Source organism: Pseudoduganella sp. UC29_106, from assembly GCF_044055365.1.
Classification (GTDB): domain Bacteria; phylum Pseudomonadota; class Gammaproteobacteria; order Burkholderiales; family Burkholderiaceae_D; genus Rugamonas.
Genome location: NZ_CP171977.1, coordinates 815,019 through 832,761 on the forward strand (window position 1 = coordinate 815,019; position 17,743 = coordinate 832,761).

Here is a 17,743-nt window from a genome sequence, read left to right on the forward strand (position 1 = left end):
GGCGACAGTGTGAAAAAGTGTAGTTTTGTGGGATTTTTTGGCGGAGTTTGAGCCGCAACAGATGAACGAAATCAGAGGCCAGAGTAGGTAAATCGTGTTCCAAGGCGCGTCCGCAATCACTCTCGATGCGAAAGGCAGGATGTCTATCCCCGCCAAGCATCGTGACGCACTGATGATCCAGTGCGAAGGACGCCTCACGCTTACCAAACACCCGGACGGCTGCCTGCTGATGTATCCACGCCAGATGTGGGAAGCTAAGCGCGACCAGATCGCCCAGTGGCCGATGTCGGCCCGCGGCTGGCAGCGCATCCTGCTGGGCAATGCCGTCGACGTCGAGATGGACTCGGCCGGCCGCATCCTGGTTGCCCCTGAATTGCGCGACGCCGTCGGCCTGGGCCGCGACGTCGTCCTGTCCGGCATGCTGACCCACTTCGAGATCTGGGATCCAGTCAAGCGCGCCGCCAACGAGGCTGCCACCATCGAGATGGGCATGCCCGAATCCCTTTCCGATTTCTCTTTCTAAGGCCCGCGCGCAATGAACCCTACAGCGGTGCCAGAGTTCCAGCATCGGACGGTGCTATTAGATGAAGCGGTCGACGTGCTCGACCTGGCCGGCGCGCGCGCCGGCGGCATCTATATAGACGGCACCTTCGGCCGCGGCGGGCATTCGCGCCTGATCCTGTCGCGCCTGGGCGAGGGGGGGCGCCTGATCGCCTTCGACAAGGACCCGCAAGCCATCGCCACCGCCGAACAGGTGGGCGATCCCCGCTTCACCATCGTGCACGACAGCTTTGCCACCATGGCCGAAGCCCTGGCCGAACGCGGCGTCGACGCCGTGGACGGCATTTTGCTCGACCTCGGCATTTCGTCGCCGCAGGTGGATGACCCGGAACGCGGCTTCAGCTTCCGTAACGACGGTCCGCTCGACATGCGCATGGACACCACGCGCGGCATGTCGGCAGCCGAGTGGCTCGCCACAGAATCCGAACAGACACTGGAAAAGGTGATAAAAGAATATGGGGAAGAACGGTTTGCTTTTCAGATTGCAAAGGCGATTGTTGCTCGCCGGGCAGTCGAGCCAATTTCAAGCACACGGCAGCTTGCCGGTATCGTGGCAGGCGCGGTCAAGACTCGCGAAAAGGGCAAGGATCCGGCAACCCGCACTTTTCAGGCTATCCGGATTTACATCAATAAAGAGCTTGAGGACCTCGAATCGGCCCTGAACCAGGCCTTCAACGCCCTCAAGCCCGGCGGTATCCTGGCCATCATCAGCTTCCATTCGCTGGAAGACCGCATGGTCAAGCAATTCTTCGCGTCCAAAGCCAAGGTGGAGCAGCCGGACCGCCGCCTGCCGATCAAGGCCGCCGACCTGCCGCAGCCCGAACTGAAGCTGCTGGCCCGCATCAAGCCGTCCGACCGTGAGGTGGACGAGAATCCGCGCGCCCGCTCCGCCGTGATGCGCGTGGCCATGCGCCTGCCTGTTCCGGGAGGCGCACAATGAGCAACAAGATCAATATGGTGCTGACGGTGCTGCTGGTGGGCTGCGGCCTGTCGCTCGTTAACGCCCAGTACCGGGCGCGCCACCTGTTCATCGACCTGGAGCGCGCCCAGGCCAGCGCCAGGCAGCTCGATATCGAATGGGCCCAGCTGCAGCTGGACCAGTCCACGCTGGGCAAGCACGCCCGCATCGAGGAAATCGCGCGCCGCGACCTCGGCATGACGCCGCTGACCCCGAACCGCACCCAGTACCTGACGGAGGGCGAGCAATGATGCGCTCATCCAGCAGCGGCAACAGCGCGCGCGTGGCGCGCTCCAAGGGGGTCTCGTTCAGCAAGAGCCCCGTGCTGGCCGTGCGCCTGCCGACCTGGCGTTCGCGCGTGGTGCTGGTGGTGCTGTTCCTGGCCTTTGCCGCGCTGGCAATCCGCGCCATCTGGCTGCAGGGCGTGTCCACCCAGTTCCTGCAGAAGCAGGGCGAAATCCGCTATGCGCGCACGCTGGAACTGCCGGCCACGCGCGGCAAGATCACCGACCGCAACGGCCAGGTGCTGGCTTCGTCCATTCCCGTGAAAGCCATCTGGGCGATTCCGGACGATGTGCTGCAGGCGCCGCCGGAGAAGCTGCGCGCCCTGGCCGGCCTGCTGGAAATGCCCGAGTCCGAGGTTCGCAAGAAGCTCGATTCGGACCGCAACTTCGTCTACCTGAAACGCCAGGTCGAGCAGGACGTGGCCGACAAGATCGCCAAGCTCGATATCGAAGGCATCGACACCCGCAAGGAATACAAGCGCTTCTACCCGCAGGGCGAAGTGACGACCCACGTGGTGGGTTTCACCAATGTGGAAGACGTGGGCCAGGAATCGATGGAACTGGCGCAGCAGAAGTCCCTCGTCGGCACGCCCGGCACGCGCCGCGTGATCAAGGACCGCCTGGGCCACATCGTGGAAGACATCGGCGCCAAGCACGAGCCGCACGACGGCAAGGACCTGACCCTGTCCATCGACAGCAAGATCCAGTACATCGCCTTCACCCAGCTCAAGGGTGCGGTGGAGAAATTCAAGGCCAAGGCCGGCGCCGCCGTCGTGCTGGACGTGCACACGGGCGAAGTGCTGGCGCTGGCCAACTACCCGAGCTACGACCCGAACGACCGCCGCGCGCTGACCGGCGCGCAGTTGCGCAACCGCGTGATGACGGACTCCTTCGAGCCGGGCTCCACGCTGAAGCCCATTACCGTGGCGCTGGCGCTGGATTCGGGCCGCGTCAAGCCGAGCACCTATATCGACACCGGCGGCGGCAAGTTCACCATCCTGGACCGCACCATCAGCGATACCAAGGCGCACGGCGTGATCAATGTGCAGCAGATCATCGAGATGTCGTCCAATATCGGCACCTCGAAAATCGCCCTGAGCATGCCGGCCCAGGAGATGTGGGAAATGTTCACCAAGGTCGGTTTTCGGCCAGCAGCCGAAGTGGGGCTTCCCCGGCGCGGTGGCGGGCCGCGTGCGTCCTTACAAATCCTGGCGCCCCGTCGAACAGGCCACCATGAGCTACGGTAACGGCATTTCCGTGTCGCTGATCCAGCTGGCGCGCTCCTACATGATGTTCGCGCGCGATGGCGACACGATTCCGCTGTCCTTCGAAAAAGTGACCGAGCCGCCGCGCGGCCAGCAGATCATCAAGCCGGAAACGGCGCGCGAAATGCGCTCGATGCTGGAGAACGTGGTCTCGGGCAAGGACGGCACGGCCAAGCAGGCCCAGATCCCGGGCTACCGCGCAGGCGGCAAGACCGGCACCGCCTACAAGGTGGAGAACGGCCGCTACGCCATGCCGCGCAAATACATCGGCTCCTTCGTCGGCATGGTGCCGATGTCGTCGCCGCGCTTCATCATTGCCGTCATGATCGACGAACCGACCCAGGGCGGCCACTTCGGCGGCCAGGTCGCCGCGCCGACTTTCGCCGCCGTCGCCATCAACGCGCTGCGCGCCGTGAACGTGCCTCCGGATTCCTCCGTCACTGAAATCGTGATTCCGAAGGATAGCGGACCGGAGGCCATGTAATGACGACGATGAACATCAAAGAGATTTCCGACTGGATCAAAGCCGCAGCGCCAAGTGCGCAGCTGGCATCCGACTCGCGCCGCATCAAGCCGGGCGATGTATTCTTTGCCTATCCCGGCGATGCCGGCGACGGCCGCACGTATATCGGCGCCGCCATCGAGGCCGGCGCCGCCGCCATTGTGTATGACGGCGAAGGCTTCAGCTGGGACAGCGCGCAGCAGGTGCCGCACCTGGCCGTCGATGCGCTCAAGCGCCAGGCCGGCCCGATCGCCCACGCCTACTACGGCGCGCCGGATGGTTCCATGTTCACGGTTGCCGTCACCGGCACCAACGGCAAGACTTCCTGCGCCGTGTGGACCGGGCAGGCGCTCGCCAAGCTGGGCGAAACGGCCGCCGTCATCGGCACGCTGGGCGTGGGCATGTTCCGCGCGCGCGGCGATGTGGATTACGACGTGACGGGCTACACGACGCCGGACGCCGTGCTGCTGGCACGCAAGCTGAACGAATTGCGCACCGACGGCGCAGTGGCGCTGGCGATCGAAGCCTCGTCCATCGGCCTGGACCAGGGCCGTACCGAAGGCATGCACTTCGACGTGGCGATCTTCACCAATCTCACGCGCGACCACCTGGACTACCACGGCACCATGGAAGCCTACGAGGCGGCCAAGGTGAAGCTGTTTGACTGGCCGGGCCTGAAGACGGCCGTCATCAATCTGGATGACGCGATGGGGCCGCGCCTGATCAAGCATATCCAGTCCCGCAAGGGACCGAAGCCGCACATCATCGCCTACACGCTGCGCGATGCGGCCACGCAGCCGAATATTCCGGGCATCCAGATGATGCGCGCCAGCGCGCTGCGTTCGCGCGGGCAGGGCACGGAATTCAACCTGGACTCCTCCTTCGGCCATGCGCATGTGCGCACCCAGCTGGTGGGGCCGTTCAATGTGTCGAACGCGCTGGCCGTGATGGCGGCCCTGCTGAGCAAGGGCGCGGCCTTCCGCGCCGCGGTGGACGCGATCGAGTCCCTGCAGCCGGCCCCTGGCCGCATGCAGCAGCTGGGCGGCCAGGATGCGCCGCTGGTGGTGATCGACTACGCCCATACGCCGGACGCGCTGGAAAAAACGCTGGAAGCGCTGCGCTCCGTGGCCAATGACCGCGGCGGCCACCTGTGGTGCGTGTTCGGCTGCGGCGGCGACCGCGATCCGGGCAAGCGTCCGCAAATGGGCCGCATCGCCCAGGCGGCGGAACATGTGCTGGTCACCAGCGACAATCCGCGCAGCGAAGATGCGGCCGAGATCATCCGCCAGATCGTGGCCGGCATGGATCCGCAGCATCCGCATTCGGAATTCATGACGGTGGAGGACCGCGCCGCGGCCATCCTCTCCGCCGTGCGCCACGCGGGCAAGACGGACGTGATCCTGCTGGCAGGGAAGGGCCATGAGCCCTACCAGGAAATCAAGGGGCGCAAGATGCCGTTCTCGGATGCCGAGCACGCGCAGCTGGCGCTGTCCGCGCGGCTCACCATGATGAGGCAACACTGATGCGCTGGACTCTCGACCAGATCCTCTCGGCCCTGCCTGGCGCGCGCTTCGTCGCGGCCGATGCGGCTGCCCGTGAGCTGGTGATCACCAATATCTCCACCGACAGCCGCGCCGTCGGCCCGGGCGAAGTCTTTGTCGCGCTGCGCGGCGAGGTGCACGATGCGCACACCTTCCTGGCGCAGGTGGCCGGGCGCGGCGCGTCCGCCGTGGTGGTCGATACGCTGCCGGAGGGCTTCCCGCTGCCCGCTATCGTCGTGCCCAATACGCTGACGGCGCTGGGCCGCATCGCCAATGCCTGGCGCGATCACTTCAAGCTGCCCCTGATCGGCGTCACCGGCAGCAACGGCAAGACCACCGTGAAGGAAATGATCGCCGCCATCCTCGCTGCTGCACACGGCGAGGAGGGCAGGCTGGCCACGCGCGGCAACCTGAATAACGAGATCGGCGTGCCGCTCACGCTGTTCCGCCTCAGCGGCCAGCATCGCTCGGCCGTCGTGGAACTGGGCATGAACCATCCCGGCGAGATCGGCCGCCTGAGCGCCATCGCCGCGCCGACCGTCGGCCTGGTCAACAACGCCCAGCGCGAACACCAGGAATTCATGCACACCGTGGAAGCGGTGGCGCGCGAGAATGGCAGCGTGCTGTCGTCCCTGCCGGAAAACGGCGTGGCCGTGTTCCCGCACAGCGACGAATACACCCATATCTGGCAAGGCCTGGCCGCCGGCAGCCGCGTGCTGACCTTCGGCCTGTCGCCGGAGGCATCGGTCTCCGCCACCGCCAAGCCGGCGCCGCACGGCAGCCTGCTGTGCGTGAAGATTCCGGGCGAAGACAAGTTCGCCGTGCGCCTGCAAGCCTTCGGCGACCACAATGTGTTGAATGCGCTGGCGGCGATCGCCTGCGCCCACGCCGCCGGCATCACGGCCGACGAGATCAAGACCGGCCTGGAGGCTTTCGCTCCGGTCAGCGGCCGGCTGCAGAAAAAACAGGCCGCCAACGGCGCCACCATCATCGACGATACCTACAACGCCAACCCTGATTCCGTGCGCGCCGCCATCGATGTGCTGGCGCAGGCGCCGGCGCCGCGCGTACTGGTCCTGGGCGACATGGGCGAAGTGGGTACGCAAGGAAAGGAGTTCCACGAAGAAGTGGCCGCCTACGCGGCTTCGCGCGGCATCGATACCGTCCTGGCGACGGGCGAACTGGCCGCGCACATGGCGCCTCATGCGCGCCACCATAAAGAATTCGACGCGCTGCTGCAAGCCGTGCAGGCTGCGGCAACGCCGGATGCAACCGTATTGATCAAGGGCTCCCGCTTCATGAAAATGGAACGGGTCGTGCAGCATTTGATTGGATCGCAACACGCTACAAAGGAAACACACTAATCATGCTGCTCTGGCTTGCACAACTCCTGCAGGACGAAATTGGCGCATTCCGCGTCTTTAACTACATCACCTTCCGCGCGGTGATGTCGACGATTACCGCGCTGGTGATCGGCCTTGTCGCGGGTCCCGCTGTTATCCGTAAGCTGACCGTCATGAAGTACGGCCAGGCCGTGCGTACCGATGGTCCGCAAACCCACCTGAAAAAGCACGGCACCCCGACCATGGGCGGCGTGCTGCTGCTGATTGCCGTCGCTACCGCCACCATTTTGTGGGTGGACTGGAGCAACCGCCTGATCTGGCCGGTAATGGTCGTGACCATGGGCTTCGGCGCCGTGGGCTGGGTGGATGACTACCGCAAGGTCGTGCGCCAGGACCCGGAAGGGATGCGCTCGGCCGAGAAATACTTCTGGCAGTCGCTGGTCGGCATCGCCGCCGCACTGTACCTGGCGTTCTCCGTGTCCGCGCCAACGCCGGCCAAGGTGTTCGAACTGTTCTTCGCCTGGGTGCAGTCCGGCTTCTCGATGGACCTGCCGCCCAAGGCCGACCTGATCGTTCCCTTCTTCAAGACCATCAGCTATCCGCTGGGCGTGTGGGGCTTCATTGCGCTGACCTATTGCGTGATCGTCGGTACTTCGAACGCCGTGAACTTCACCGACGGCCTGGACGGCTTGGCCATCATGCCGACCGTGATGGTCGGTTCCGCCCTCGGCCTGTTCGCCTACCTGACCGGTTCCGCCACCTACTCGAAATACCTGTTCATCCCGCACATCCCGGGCGCCGGTGAACTGATCATCTTCTGCGGTGCGATGGCGGGCGCGGGCCTGGCCTTCCTCTGGTATAACACCCACCCCGCACAAGTCTTCATGGGCGACGTCGGCGCACTGGCGCTGGGCGGCGCGCTGGGCACGATCGCCGTGATCGTGCGCCAGGAGATCGTTCTGTTCATCATGGGCGGCATCTTCGTTGCCGAAACGCTGTCCGTGATCATCCAGGTAGGCTGGTTCAAATTCACCAAGAAGCGCTACGGCGTCGGCCGCCGCGTCTTCCTGATGGCGCCTCTGCACCACCACTTTGAACAGAAAGGCTGGAAAGAGACCCAGGTCGTCGTGCGCTTCTGGATCATCACGATGATGCTGGTACTGGTCGGACTCTCTACCCTGAAGCTGCGCTGATGATCTATAACGGCAAAATCGCACTGGTACTCGGGCTCGGCGAATCGGGCCTGGCGATGGCACAGTGGCTGGCCCGCTGTGGCGCGCTGCTGCGCGTTGCAGATACGCGCCCGGTGCCGGACCGCCTGCCCATGCTGCGCGAGCAGCTGCCGGGCACGCAGTTCATTTCCGGTCCGTTCAATGCGGCCCTGCTGGATGGCGTGGACTTCGTCTGCGCCAGCCCCGGCCTGGCGCCGAACCGCGAACTGGCCGAAATCATCCCGGCGGCGGCCGAAAAGAATATCCCAGTGTGGGGCGAAATCGAAATCTTCGCCCAGGCCCTGAAGTGGCTGAAGGACGACCGCGCCTACGCGCCGAAAGTCATCGCCATCACCGGCACCAACGGCAAGACCACTGTCACCAGCCTGACCGGCCAGCTGTGCGAGCGCGCCGGCCTGTCGGTCAAGGTGGCCGGCAATATCAGTCCCGCCGCGCTGGACGTGCTGCGCGAAGTGATGGATACGGACAGCCTGCCGCAAGCCTGGGTGCTCGAGCTCTCCAGCTTCCAGCTGCACACGACCTATAGCCTGGAGGCCGACGCCGCCACGGTACTGAACGTGACCCAGGACCACCTGGACTGGCACGGCAGCATGCAAGCCTATGCCGACGACAAGAAGCGCATCTTCGGCGCCGACACCGTGCGCGTGCTGAACCGCGATGATGCGTGGACCATGGCCATGGCCAATCCGACCGGCGAAAACGTCACCTTCGGCACCGATGAACCCAGCACGCCGCACAGCTTCGGCCTGGTCAACGAGCGCGGCGTGTACTGGCTGGCGACCGCCGAGCCGACCGAGGAAGTCGAGCAGAAGAAGCGCAAGAAGAATGATCCGCCTCCGCCGCCGGTGGAGTGCTACACGAAAAAGCTGATGCCGGCGGATGCGCTGCAGATCCGCGGCACGCATAACGCGTCCAATGCGCTGGCGGCGCTGGCCCTGTGCCGCGCCATCGGCCTACCGTTCGCGCCGCTGCTGCACGGCCTGCGCGAATACAAGGGCCAGCCGCACCGCGTGGAACTGGTCGCAAATATCCAAGGCGTCGATTATTACGACGACAGCAAGGGCACCAATGTGGGCGCCACCGTGGCCGCGCTGAATGGCCTGGGCACGGCCTTCGCGGGCAGCGAGCAGCGCCTGGTGCTGATCGCCGGCGGCGACGGCAAGGGCCAGGAATTCGATCCGCTGGCCGCGCCGGTGCAGCGCTATGTGCGCGCCGTGCTGCTGATCGGCCGCGATGCGCCGGCCATCCGCACCGCGCTGGCGCCGGCCGGCGTGAAGCTGGAAGATTGCGCCACGCTGGAAGAGGCGACCAAACGCGCCGCCGCGCTGGCGCATGCCGGCGACGCCGTGCTGCTGTCCCCTGCCTGCGCCAGCCTGGACATGTTCAAGAATTACGCGCATCGCGCCCAGGTGTTCATCGACACCGTGCGTGACATCGCGCTGGATGCGGGACAGGAGATCTGATGGCCTTCCAGCTTCCATTCCGCTTCTCCGGCTCCGAGGCTCCCGCACCGCTGGACAGCCGCGCGCGCCATTCGAAGATGATGGAATACGATCAGCCGCTGGTCTGGTGCGTGGCGCTGCTCATGCTGTTCGGCATGGTGATGGTGTATTCGGCCTCGATCTCGCTGCCCGATTCGCCCAAGTTCGCCGCCTACAAGAACCATTACTTCCTGCAGCGCCAGGCGATCTTCATCGCCATCTCGATGGCCGCCGCCGCCGTGGTGTTCCGCGTGCGGATCCAGGACTGGCAAAAGGCCGCGCCTTACCTGTTCATCGGTACGCTGGTGCTGCTCACGCTCGTGCTGATCCCGCACGTGGGCGTGGTCGTCAACGGCGGGCGCCGCTGGCTGTCGCTGAAGATCTTCAATTTCCAGCCATCGGAGCTGATGAAGCTCTTTATCGTGCTGTACGCGGCCGACTACACGGTGCGCAAGCAGGAATACATGCACCGACTGTCCAAGGGCTTTGCGCCGATGGCGCTGGCCGTGGCTTTCGTCGGTTTGTTGCTGCTGCTGGAGCCGGACCTGGGCGCCTTCGGCGTGATCGTCTGCATCGCCATGGGCATCCTCTTCCTGGGCGGCGTGAACGCCGTCTGGTTCGGCGGCATTGCCGGCATGCTGGTGACGATTTTCGTGGCCATCATCGCGCTCTCCAAATTCCGCCGCGACCGTTTCTTCGCTTACCTGAATCCCTGGGAAGAAGAGAATGCGCTGAACAAGGCTTACCAGCTGACGCACTCGCTGATCGCCTTCGGCCGGGGCGAGATCACCGGCGTGGGCCTGGGCGGCAGCCTGGAAAAGCTGCACTACCTGCCCGAAGCGCACACCGACTTCCTGCTGGCCGTGATCGGCGAGGAACTGGGACTGGTCGGCGTGGTCGTCACCATCGGCATGTTCTACTGGATCGTCAAGCGCGCGTTCGAGATCGGCCGCCAGGCCATCGCCATCGACCAGACCTTCGCCGGCCTGACGGCGAAAGGCATCGGCATCTGGATCGGCGTGCAGACCTTCATCAATATGGGCGTGAACCTCGGCCTGCTGCCGACCAAGGGCCTGACGCTGCCGCTGATGTCCTATGGCGGATCGGGTGTTCTGATCAACTGTGTCGGACTCGCCATCTTGCTGCGCATCGACTATGAAAACCGTGTACTGATGCGAGGTGGCCGCATATGAAACGCCTGATGATCATGGCAGCCGGCACCGGCGGCCACATTTTCCCCGGCCTCGCGATTGCGCAGACCATGCGCGCCCGCGGCTGGGAAGTCAGCTGGCTGGGCACGTCGCACGGCATGGAAACGGAACTGGTGCCGAAGAATGGCGTCGAGATGGATACCATCAACTTCAGCGGCATGCGCGGCAAGGGGCTGGCCCACACCATCGGTGGCGGCTTCAAGATGATCGGCGCTTTCCTGAGCAGCTTCAGCTACATCGGCAAGCGCCGGCCGGACGTGGTGCTGGGCATGGGCGGTTACGTCTGCGTGCCGGGCGGCTTCATGGCGCGCCTGCGCCGCAAGCCGCTGGTGCTGGTCAATGCCGACGCGGCCCTGCTGCTGTCGAACAAGACGCTGGCGCCGATGGCCGACAAGGTCTGTTTTCGGCTTCCCCGCCGACTTCGGCGCGGCCGCCGGCAAGGCTGTGGTGACCGGCAATCCGGTGCGCAAGGAAATCCTGGCCGTGCCGTCGCCGGCGCAGCGCTTTGCCGGGCGCGAGGGCGTGCTGCGCATCCTGGTGGTGGGCGGCAGCCTGGGCGCCAAGGCGCTCAACGATGCGCTGCCCGCCGCGCTGGCCATGCTGGCGCCGGAACAGCGTCCGCTGGTGACCCACCAGTCGGGCAAGAAGAATATCGATGCACTGCGCGCGGCGTACGCGCAGGCGCAAGTGGATGCGGACGTGGTCGATTTCATCGACGACATGGCAAGCGCCTACGCGCAGGCGGACATCGTGATCTGCCGTGCCGGCGCGATTACCGTGTCCGAGCTGACGGCGGCCGGCGTGGCGAGCGTGCTGGTTCCGCTCGTGGCCTCGACCACCAGCCACCAGCGCGACAACGCGCAGTGGATGGCGAAGCAGGGCGCTTCCATCCACATGCCGCAGTCGGAACTGAACCCGCAAAGCCTGGCAGCGCTGCTGCAGACGCTGTCCCGCGGCACCTGCCTCAAGATGGCCGAGGCGGCGCATGCGGCAGGCAAACGCGACGCCAACGACGCCATCGCACAAGTATTGGAAGCATTAGCATGAAGCACAAGGTCAAAAATATTCACTTCGTCGGCATCGGCGGCAGCGGCATGAGCGGCATCGCCGAGGTGCTGGTCACGCTCGGCTACAACGTCACCGGGTCCGACCTGGGCGCCAACGCCGTGACCCAGCGCCTGATCAACATGGGCGCCACGGTCTACCAGGGCCACGCCGCCGAAAACATCGGCAATGCGGACGCCGTCGTGACTTCTACCGCCGTCAAGAACGACAACCCGGAAGTGGTCGCCGCGCGCGCCCGCAAGATTCCCATCGTGCCGCGCGCCGTGATGCTCGGTGAACTGATGCGCCTGAAGCGCGGCATCGCCATTGCCGGCACCCACGGCAAGACCACCACCACCAGCCTGGTGGCGTCCGTGCTGGCGCAGGGCGGCCTGGACCCGACCTTCGTCATCGGCGGCCGCCTCACGGCAGCCGGCGCCAACGCCAAGCTGGGCTCGGGCGAATACCTGGTGGCCGAGGCGGACGAATCGGACGCCTCCTTCCTGAACCTGGCGCCGATGATCGAAGTGATCACGAACATCGATGCCGACCACATGGAAACCTACGAGCACGATTTCGAGAAGCTGAAGCAGGCCTTCGTCCACTTCACGCACCGCCTGCCGTTCTACGGCCGCGCCATGTTGTGCATCGACGACCCGCACGTGCGCGCCATCATCCCGCAGGTGACCAAGCCGGTGACGACTTACGGCTTTGCGGAGGACGCCGAAGTGCGCGCCGTGAACGCCCGCGCCGTCGGCACCGAGATGCATTTCACCGTGCTGCAGGAAGGCTTCGCGGACCTGGATATCGTGCTGAACCAGCCCGGCATGCATAACGTGCAGAACGCCTGCTCCGCGGTGGCGATCGCGCGCGAAATCGGCGTGCCCGATGCGGCAACGCAGGCCGGCCTGGCAGGCTTCGCCGGCGTCGGCCGCCGCTTCACCAAGCATGGCGAGGTGGCGGCGCCGGCCGGCGGCCACTTTACCCTGGTGGACGACTTCGGCCACCACCCGATTGAAATGGAAGTGACCATTGCCGCTGCGCGCGCCGCCTATCCGGGCCGCCGCATCCTGCTGGCCTTCCAGCCGCACCGCTACAGCCGCACGCGCGACCTGTTCGAAGACTTTGCAAAAGTATTGAGCACCGTGGATGTGCTGGTGCTGTCCGACGTGTACGCAGCGGGAGAGGCGCCTATCGTGGCTGCCGACGGCCGCTCCCTGGCGCACGCAATCCGCGCGCGCGGCAGAACCGAACCGGTATTCGTCGAAAACATCGCCGACATGCCGGAAACGATCATGAATGTGGTGCGCGACGGCGACGTCGTGCTCACGATGGGCGCAGGCTCGATCAGCGGCGTCCCGGCAAAACTGACTACGTACCAAAAGGTCTGATGTGAAGAAATTGACTCAACAAGAAGCGCAGTCATTCGGCAAGGTGGGCGTGCTGTTCGGCGGCCGTTCCGCCGAGCGCGACGTCTCCCTGATGTCCGGCGAGGGTGTGCTGAAGGCGCTGCAAAGCCAGGGCGTCGACGCGCACGCCTTCGACCCCGGGTCAGCGTACCCTGGCCGAACTGGCCGATGAAAAATTCGACCGCGTGTTCATCGCGCTGCACGGCCGCTACGGCGAAGACGGCAGCCTGCAGGGCGCGCTGGAACTGCTCGGCATTCCCTACACCGGCAGCGGCGTGATGGCCAGCTCGGTGGGCATGGACAAGATCACCACCAAGATCCTGTGGCTGCGCGAAGGCTTGCCGACGCCGGAATACGCCGTGCCGGGTCCGGACTCGGACCTGGACGCCGTGGCCGCCAAGCTTGGCCTGCCGCTGATCATGAAGCCGCCGCATGAAGGCTCGACCATCGGCATCACCAAGGTGACGGACAAGGCGCAGCTGAAAGCCGCCTATGACGCCGCCGCCGCGCTGGACGATTCCGTGCTGGCCGAGGAATTCGTGGAAGGCCGCGAATTCACCGTGGCCGTGCTGGGCACCGGCAAGGATGCGCGCGCACTGCCGATCGTGGAGATCGTGGCGCCGCAGGGCAATTACGACTACCAGAACAAGTACTTCACCGACGATACGCAGTATTTCTGCCCGCCGCAGCTGGACCAGGCGATCCAGGATGAAATGCAGCGCATCGCCGTGGACGCCTATCGCGCCGTGGGCTGCGAGGGCTGGGGCCGCGTGGACGTGCTGCTGCGCGCGCGCGACAACAAGCTTTTCCTGCTCGAAGTGAACACGTCGCCGGGCATGACCAGCCATTCGCTGGTGCCGATGGCGGCGCGCGCGACGGGCGTGAGCTATGAAGAACTGTGCGTGGAAATCCTGCGCACGGCGCGTTTGAAGCTGGCGAAGAACTGAGGAAGACCGGATGTGGCATGACGCAAAAGCCCTGAACGCAACCGCTGGCGGCTTGTTCGCGCTGTCGTTGCTGGCTTGCGCGGCCGGCGGCGTGTGGTGGCTGGCGCAGCGTCCTGTATTCGATTTGCGCATGATCCGCGTTGAGACCATGGACAACTCGGAGCTGCGCCATGTGAATGAGCTGACGCTGCGGAACGGCGCGCTGGGCCGCATCAAGGGCAACTTCTTCACGACCAACCTGGATAACGTGCGCCAGGTGTTTGAAGCAGTGCCCTGGGTGCGCCGCGCGAGCGTGCGGCGCGAATGGCCGGACCAGCTGATCGTGGCGCTGGAAGAGCATGAAGCGCTGGGCACCTGGGGCGAGGATGGACGCCTGCTGTCGACCAAGGGCGATGTGTTTACCGCCAACCTGGCCGAGGCGGAAGAAGACCATGCGCTGCCGGAGTTCGAAGGACCGGACGGCAGCGAGAAGGAAGTGCTGGCGCGCTTCGGCGAACTGCGCAAGTGGTTTGCGCCGATCAAGCTGGCGCCGGAAGGATTATCGCTGTCCAGCCGCTATGCGTGGACGGTGAAGCTGGACAACGGCATGAGTGTGGCCCTGGGCCGCGAGCAGACGCACGACACGCTGAGGCAGCGCGTGGACCGTCTGGTGCGCATCTGGCCTCAGCTGGCGGCACGTGTGCCGGATATTGAAACGATAGACATGCGCTACCAGAACGGACTGGCCCTGAGCGCGACGGGACTGAAGATTCCGGCAGAAACAAAGAAACGTTGATAAAGCAGGCAGAGAGATGACAAAAGACGCGAAAAACCTGATCGTCGGCCTCGACATCGGCACCTCCAAAGTGGTGGCCGTGGTGGCCGAAGTGATGGGCGATGGACGCCACGAAGTGATAGGCCTGGGCCAGCACGAGTCCAAGGGCCTGAAGAAGGGCGTGGTCGTCAACATCGAAGCGACCGTCGAATCGATCCAGCGCGCGCTGGAAGAGGCGGAGCTGATGGCCGACTGCAAGATCCGCAATGTGTATGCGGGCATTGCGGGCAGCCATATCCGCTCCTTCAATTCCAGCGGCATGGTGGCGATCAAGGACAAGGAAGTCACGGCGACGGACGTGGCGCGCGTCATCGAAACGGCCAAGGCGGTTAACATCCCGACCGACCAGCAGTTGCTGCACACGGTGCCGCAGGAGTTCATCGTCGACAGCCAGGAGGATGTGCGCGAGCCGATCGGCATGAGCGGCATCCGCCTGGAAGTGAAGGTGCACATCGTGACCGGTGCCGTGAGCGCGGTGCAGAACATCGTCAAGTGCGTGCGCCGCTGCGGCCTGGAAGTATCAGACCTGATCCTGCAGCCGATGGCTTCGGCCGACGCGGTGCTGACGCCCGACGAGAAGGAACTGGGCGTGGTGCTGATCGATATCGGCGGCGGCACGACCGACGTGGCCGTGTTCTCCGATGGCGCGATCCGCCACACGGCCGTGATCCCGATCGCCGGCGACCAGATCACCAACGATATCGCGATGGCGCTGCGCACGCCGACCTCGGAGGCGGAAGAAATCAAGATCCGCTACGGCGTGGCCAAGCAGGTGCTGGCCGATCCGGGCGAGCACCTGGAAGTGCCGGGCCTGGGCGACCGGGGTCCGCGCAACCTGTCGCGCCAGGCGCTGGCGGCGGTGATCGAGCCGCGCGTGGAGGAGCTGTTTGCGATGGTGCACCAGGTGGTGCGCGAATCAGGCTACGAGGGCGTGCTGTCCTCGGGCATCGTGCTGACGGGCGGCACCTCGATCATGCCGGGCATGGTCGAAATGGCGGAAGACATCTTCCTCAAGCCCGCGCGACTGGGTACGCCGGACTACCGCGGCCAGCTGGCCGACGTGGTGCGCAGCCCGCGCTATGCAACGGTTCTGGGTCTGTTGTTGGAAGCGAAGAAGCAGTACCTGCGCGGGCATATCGTGACCCGCCAGGATGGTTCTGTGAAGGCAGTCTGGCAGCGCATGAAGGAATGGTTTTTAGGTAATTTTTAAAGCGTATTTTTTGAAAACAACGCAGTTTTCAATCCCCAGTTCTCCTAAAGATATGAGCACTGGCGCTTGAAAACCGCATTCTAGACAGGAGTACTATCATGGAGTTTGATATGGTCGATAACGCAACGCTGGGTACGGTCATCAAGGTCGTCGGCGTCGGTGGCGCCGGCGGCAACGCCGTGCAGCACATGATCAACAAGGGCATGGGCGGCGTTGAGTTCATCGCCGCCAACACTGACGCACAGGCGCTGGCTACGTCCAAGGCCAACAACATCATCCAGATCGGCGAGACCGGCCTGGGCGCCGGCATGAAGCCTGAAGTTGGCCGCAAGCTGGCCGAGGAATCCCGCGCGCGTATCGAAGACGCACTGCGCGGTGCGCACATGGTCTTCATCGCAGCCGGCATGGGCGGCGGCACCGGCACCGGCGCTGCCCCGATCGTGGCTGAAGTGGCGAAGTCCCAGGGCGCGCTGACCGTGGCCGTCGTCTCCAAGCCGTTCTCGCACGAAGGCCAGCGTTGCATGGACATCGCCGACGAAGGCCTGGAGCAGCTGGCGCAGAACGTCGACTCCCTGATCGTGATCCTGAACGAGAAGCTGGAAGAGATCTACGAAGACGAATCCCTGATCGAATGGCTGCAGCACGCCGACGACGTCCTGAACAACGCCGTGGCCGGTATCGCCGAGATCATCAACGTGCCGGGCCACATCAACGTCGACTTCAACGACGTGAAGACCATCATGGGCGAGCAGGGCAAGGCCATGATGGGTACCGCCACCGCTTCCGGCGTGGACCGCGCCCGCGTGGCTGCCGAGCAGGCCGTCGCTTCCCCGCTGCTGGATGGCGTGGACCTGTCCGGCGCGCGCGGCGTGCTGGTGAACGTGACCGCTTCGCGTGGCCTGAAGGGTAAGGAAATCAAGGAAGTCATGGCCGCCGTGCGCGCCTTCGCCGCTCCGGATGCATCGATCGCACAGGGCATCGCCTACGACGATTCCATGGGCGACGCAATCCGCGTGACCGTGGTGGCAACCGGCCTGGGCAAGCAGAAGAAGCATGTGCAGCTGGTGCCGCAGCAAATGCTGCGTACCGGTACCCACAACTCGCCGCTGACCCCGTCGGCCGCGCTGGGTGGCGGCACCGTGACCTCGTCCGTGTCCATGGGCGCCGCCGGCGGCCTGCATGGCTCCAGCCACGACATCCAGAAACAGCCGGCCGTATGGCGCCGCGAGTCCGCCTCCGAACAGGTGCGCGCACTGGCCAACACCGGCATGGAAACCTACGATATCCCAGCCTTCCTGCGCAAGCAGGCTGACTGATTGGGCTGATCGCGGGTCAGCCGCGCCGCCGGACCTGTGCGTCCGGCGGCGTGGTCATTTATACTTAGGAAAACGCTGACCGCGCTGAGCGGTTTTTTTTTATCCTAAAGGAGAACCCGAATGACCATCAAGATCGGCGACAAACTGCCGGAAGGCACCCTGTCCGAATTCATCGAAGTGGAAACCGAAGGCTGCGCACTGGGCCCCAACACTTTCAACGTGCAGGACCTGGTGAAGGGCAAGAAGATCGCCATCTTCGGCCTGCCGGGCGCCTACACCCCGACCTGCTCGGCCAAGCACGTGCCGGGTTATGTCGCTCACGCCAATGAGCTGAAAGCCAAGGGCGTGGACGAAATCTGGTGCATCTCCGTGAACGACGCCTTCGTGATGGGCGCCTGGGGCCGCGACCAGAAAGCCACCGGCATCGTGCGCATGATGGCCGACGGCAACGCCGCCTTCAGCAAGGCCCTGGGCCTGGATGCCGACTTCTCCAAGTTCGGCATGGGCACCCGTTCCCAGCGCTACTCCATGCTGGTGGACGACGGCGTGGTCAAGCAGCTCAACATCGAGCAGGGCGGCAAGTTCGAAGTGTCGAATGCCGAGACCATGCTCGGCCAGCTGTAAT

13 protein-coding genes and 3 pseudogenes are annotated in these 17,743 nt (G+C 64.8%); all 16 read left to right on the top strand.

What is annotated here, in order from left to right; translation table 11 throughout:
* Positions 1–94: 94 nt before the first annotated feature.
* Positions 95–523: a division/cell wall cluster transcriptional repressor MraZ gene (gene mraZ / locus ACHMW6_RS04450; protein WP_395405896.1), complete on the top strand. Its 429-nt coding sequence runs from the start codon at positions 95–97 to the stop codon at positions 521–523.
* A gap of 12 nt (positions 524–535) precedes the next feature.
* Positions 536–1,501 carry a 16S rRNA (cytosine(1402)-N(4))-methyltransferase RsmH gene (rsmH, locus tag ACHMW6_RS04455; RefSeq protein WP_395405898.1) on the top strand — a complete coding sequence of 322 codons (966 nt, stop codon included), beginning with the start codon at positions 536–538 and terminating at the stop codon, positions 1,499–1,501.
* Positions 1,498–1,770 (top strand): cell division protein FtsL, encoded by a 273-nt coding sequence (gene ftsL / locus ACHMW6_RS04460; protein WP_395405900.1) that lies wholly within the window; start codon positions 1,498–1,500, stop codon positions 1,768–1,770. The genes rsmH and ftsL overlap by 4 nt, the downstream gene beginning before the upstream one ends.
* Positions 1,767–3,552, top strand: a pseudogene (locus ACHMW6_RS04465) (peptidoglycan D,D-transpeptidase FtsI family protein). Before ftsL ends, ACHMW6_RS04465 begins: the two are co-directional and overlap by 4 nt.
* Positions 3,552–5,093 carry a UDP-N-acetylmuramoyl-L-alanyl-D-glutamate--2,6-diaminopimelate ligase gene (locus ACHMW6_RS04470; protein ID WP_395405902.1) on the top strand — a complete coding sequence of 514 codons (1,542 nt, stop codon included), beginning with the start codon at positions 3,552–3,554 and terminating at the stop codon, positions 5,091–5,093. The pseudogene ACHMW6_RS04465 and the gene ACHMW6_RS04470 overlap by 1 nt, the downstream one beginning before the upstream one ends.
* Positions 5,093–6,475 carry a UDP-N-acetylmuramoyl-tripeptide--D-alanyl-D-alanine ligase gene (gene murF, locus ACHMW6_RS04475; protein ID WP_395405905.1) on the top strand — a complete coding sequence of 461 codons (1,383 nt, stop codon included), beginning with the start codon at positions 5,093–5,095 and terminating at the stop codon, positions 6,473–6,475. Before ACHMW6_RS04470 ends, murF begins: the two co-directional genes overlap by 1 nt.
* A 2-nt stretch (positions 6,476–6,477) precedes the next feature.
* Positions 6,478–7,647, top strand: a complete 1,170-nt coding sequence (gene mraY, locus ACHMW6_RS04480; RefSeq protein ID WP_395405907.1) for a phospho-N-acetylmuramoyl-pentapeptide-transferase — start codon at positions 6,478–6,480, stop codon at positions 7,645–7,647.
* On the top strand, positions 7,647–9,149 hold the full coding sequence (gene murD, locus ACHMW6_RS04485) for a UDP-N-acetylmuramoyl-L-alanine--D-glutamate ligase (RefSeq protein WP_395405909.1): 1,503 nt from the start codon (positions 7,647–7,649) through the stop codon (positions 9,147–9,149). The genes mraY and murD overlap by 1 nt, the downstream gene beginning before the upstream one ends.
* A complete protein-coding gene (gene ftsW / locus ACHMW6_RS04490; RefSeq protein WP_395405911.1) occupies positions 9,149–10,360 on the top strand; it encodes a putative lipid II flippase FtsW in 1,212 nt (403 codons plus the stop codon). Before murD ends, ftsW begins: the two co-directional genes overlap by 1 nt.
* Positions 10,357–11,425: pseudogene (gene murG / locus ACHMW6_RS04495) on the top strand (undecaprenyldiphospho-muramoylpentapeptide beta-N-acetylglucosaminyltransferase). The gene ftsW and the pseudogene murG overlap by 4 nt, the downstream one beginning before the upstream one ends.
* Entirely contained in the window at positions 11,422–12,813 is a 1,392-nt protein-coding gene (gene murC, locus ACHMW6_RS04500; RefSeq protein WP_395405913.1) for a UDP-N-acetylmuramate--L-alanine ligase, read from the top strand. Before murG ends, murC begins: the two are co-directional and overlap by 4 nt.
* A gap of 91 nt (positions 12,814–12,904) precedes the next feature.
* A pseudogene (locus ACHMW6_RS04505) lies at positions 12,905–13,778 on the top strand (D-alanine--D-alanine ligase).
* Positions 13,779–13,788: 10 nt separating this feature from the next.
* On the top strand, positions 13,789–14,553 hold the full coding sequence (locus tag ACHMW6_RS04510; protein WP_395405915.1) for a cell division protein FtsQ/DivIB: 765 nt from the start codon (positions 13,789–13,791) through the stop codon (positions 14,551–14,553).
* A 16-nt stretch (positions 14,554–14,569) separates the two neighbouring features.
* On the top strand, positions 14,570–15,802 hold the full coding sequence (ftsA, locus tag ACHMW6_RS04515) for a cell division protein FtsA (protein WP_154375265.1): 1,233 nt from the start codon (positions 14,570–14,572) through the stop codon (positions 15,800–15,802).
* A 98-nt stretch (positions 15,803–15,900) separates the two neighbouring features.
* Positions 15,901–17,118, top strand: a complete 1,218-nt coding sequence (gene ftsZ / locus ACHMW6_RS04520) for a cell division protein FtsZ (RefSeq protein ID WP_395405918.1) — start codon at positions 15,901–15,903, stop codon at positions 17,116–17,118.
* A 120-nt stretch (positions 17,119–17,238) separates the two neighbouring features.
* Complete coding sequence (locus ACHMW6_RS04525) at positions 17,239–17,742, top strand: peroxiredoxin (protein WP_395405920.1); 504 nt, start codon at positions 17,239–17,241, stop codon at positions 17,740–17,742.
* Position 17,743 lies beyond the last annotated feature (1 nt).

Coding starts and splice junctions, on each gene's coding strand:
- ftsL (WP_395405900.1), top strand. CDS start 1,498: ATGAGCAACAAGATCAATATGGTGCTGACGGTGCTGCTGGTGGGCTGC.
- murC (WP_395405913.1), top strand. CDS start 11,422: ATGAAGCACAAGGTCAAAAATATTCACTTCGTCGGCATCGGCGGCAGC.
- ACHMW6_RS04525 (WP_395405920.1), top strand. CDS start 17,239: ATGACCATCAAGATCGGCGACAAACTGCCGGAAGGCACCCTGTCCGAA.
- rsmH (WP_395405898.1), top strand. CDS start 536: ATGAACCCTACAGCGGTGCCAGAGTTCCAGCATCGGACGGTGCTATTA.
- ACHMW6_RS04510 (WP_395405915.1), top strand. CDS start 13,789: ATGTGGCATGACGCAAAAGCCCTGAACGCAACCGCTGGCGGCTTGTTC.
- ACHMW6_RS04470 (WP_395405902.1), top strand. CDS start 3,552: ATGACGACGATGAACATCAAAGAGATTTCCGACTGGATCAAAGCCGCA.
- ftsZ (WP_395405918.1), top strand. CDS start 15,901: ATGGAGTTTGATATGGTCGATAACGCAACGCTGGGTACGGTCATCAAG.
- murD (WP_395405909.1), top strand. CDS start 7,647: ATGATCTATAACGGCAAAATCGCACTGGTACTCGGGCTCGGCGAATCG.
- mraY (WP_395405907.1), top strand. CDS start 6,478: ATGCTGCTCTGGCTTGCACAACTCCTGCAGGACGAAATTGGCGCATTC.
- ftsW (WP_395405911.1), top strand. CDS start 9,149: ATGGCCTTCCAGCTTCCATTCCGCTTCTCCGGCTCCGAGGCTCCCGCA.
- murF (WP_395405905.1), top strand. CDS start 5,093: ATGCGCTGGACTCTCGACCAGATCCTCTCGGCCCTGCCTGGCGCGCGC.
- ftsA (WP_154375265.1), top strand. CDS start 14,570: ATGACAAAAGACGCGAAAAACCTGATCGTCGGCCTCGACATCGGCACC.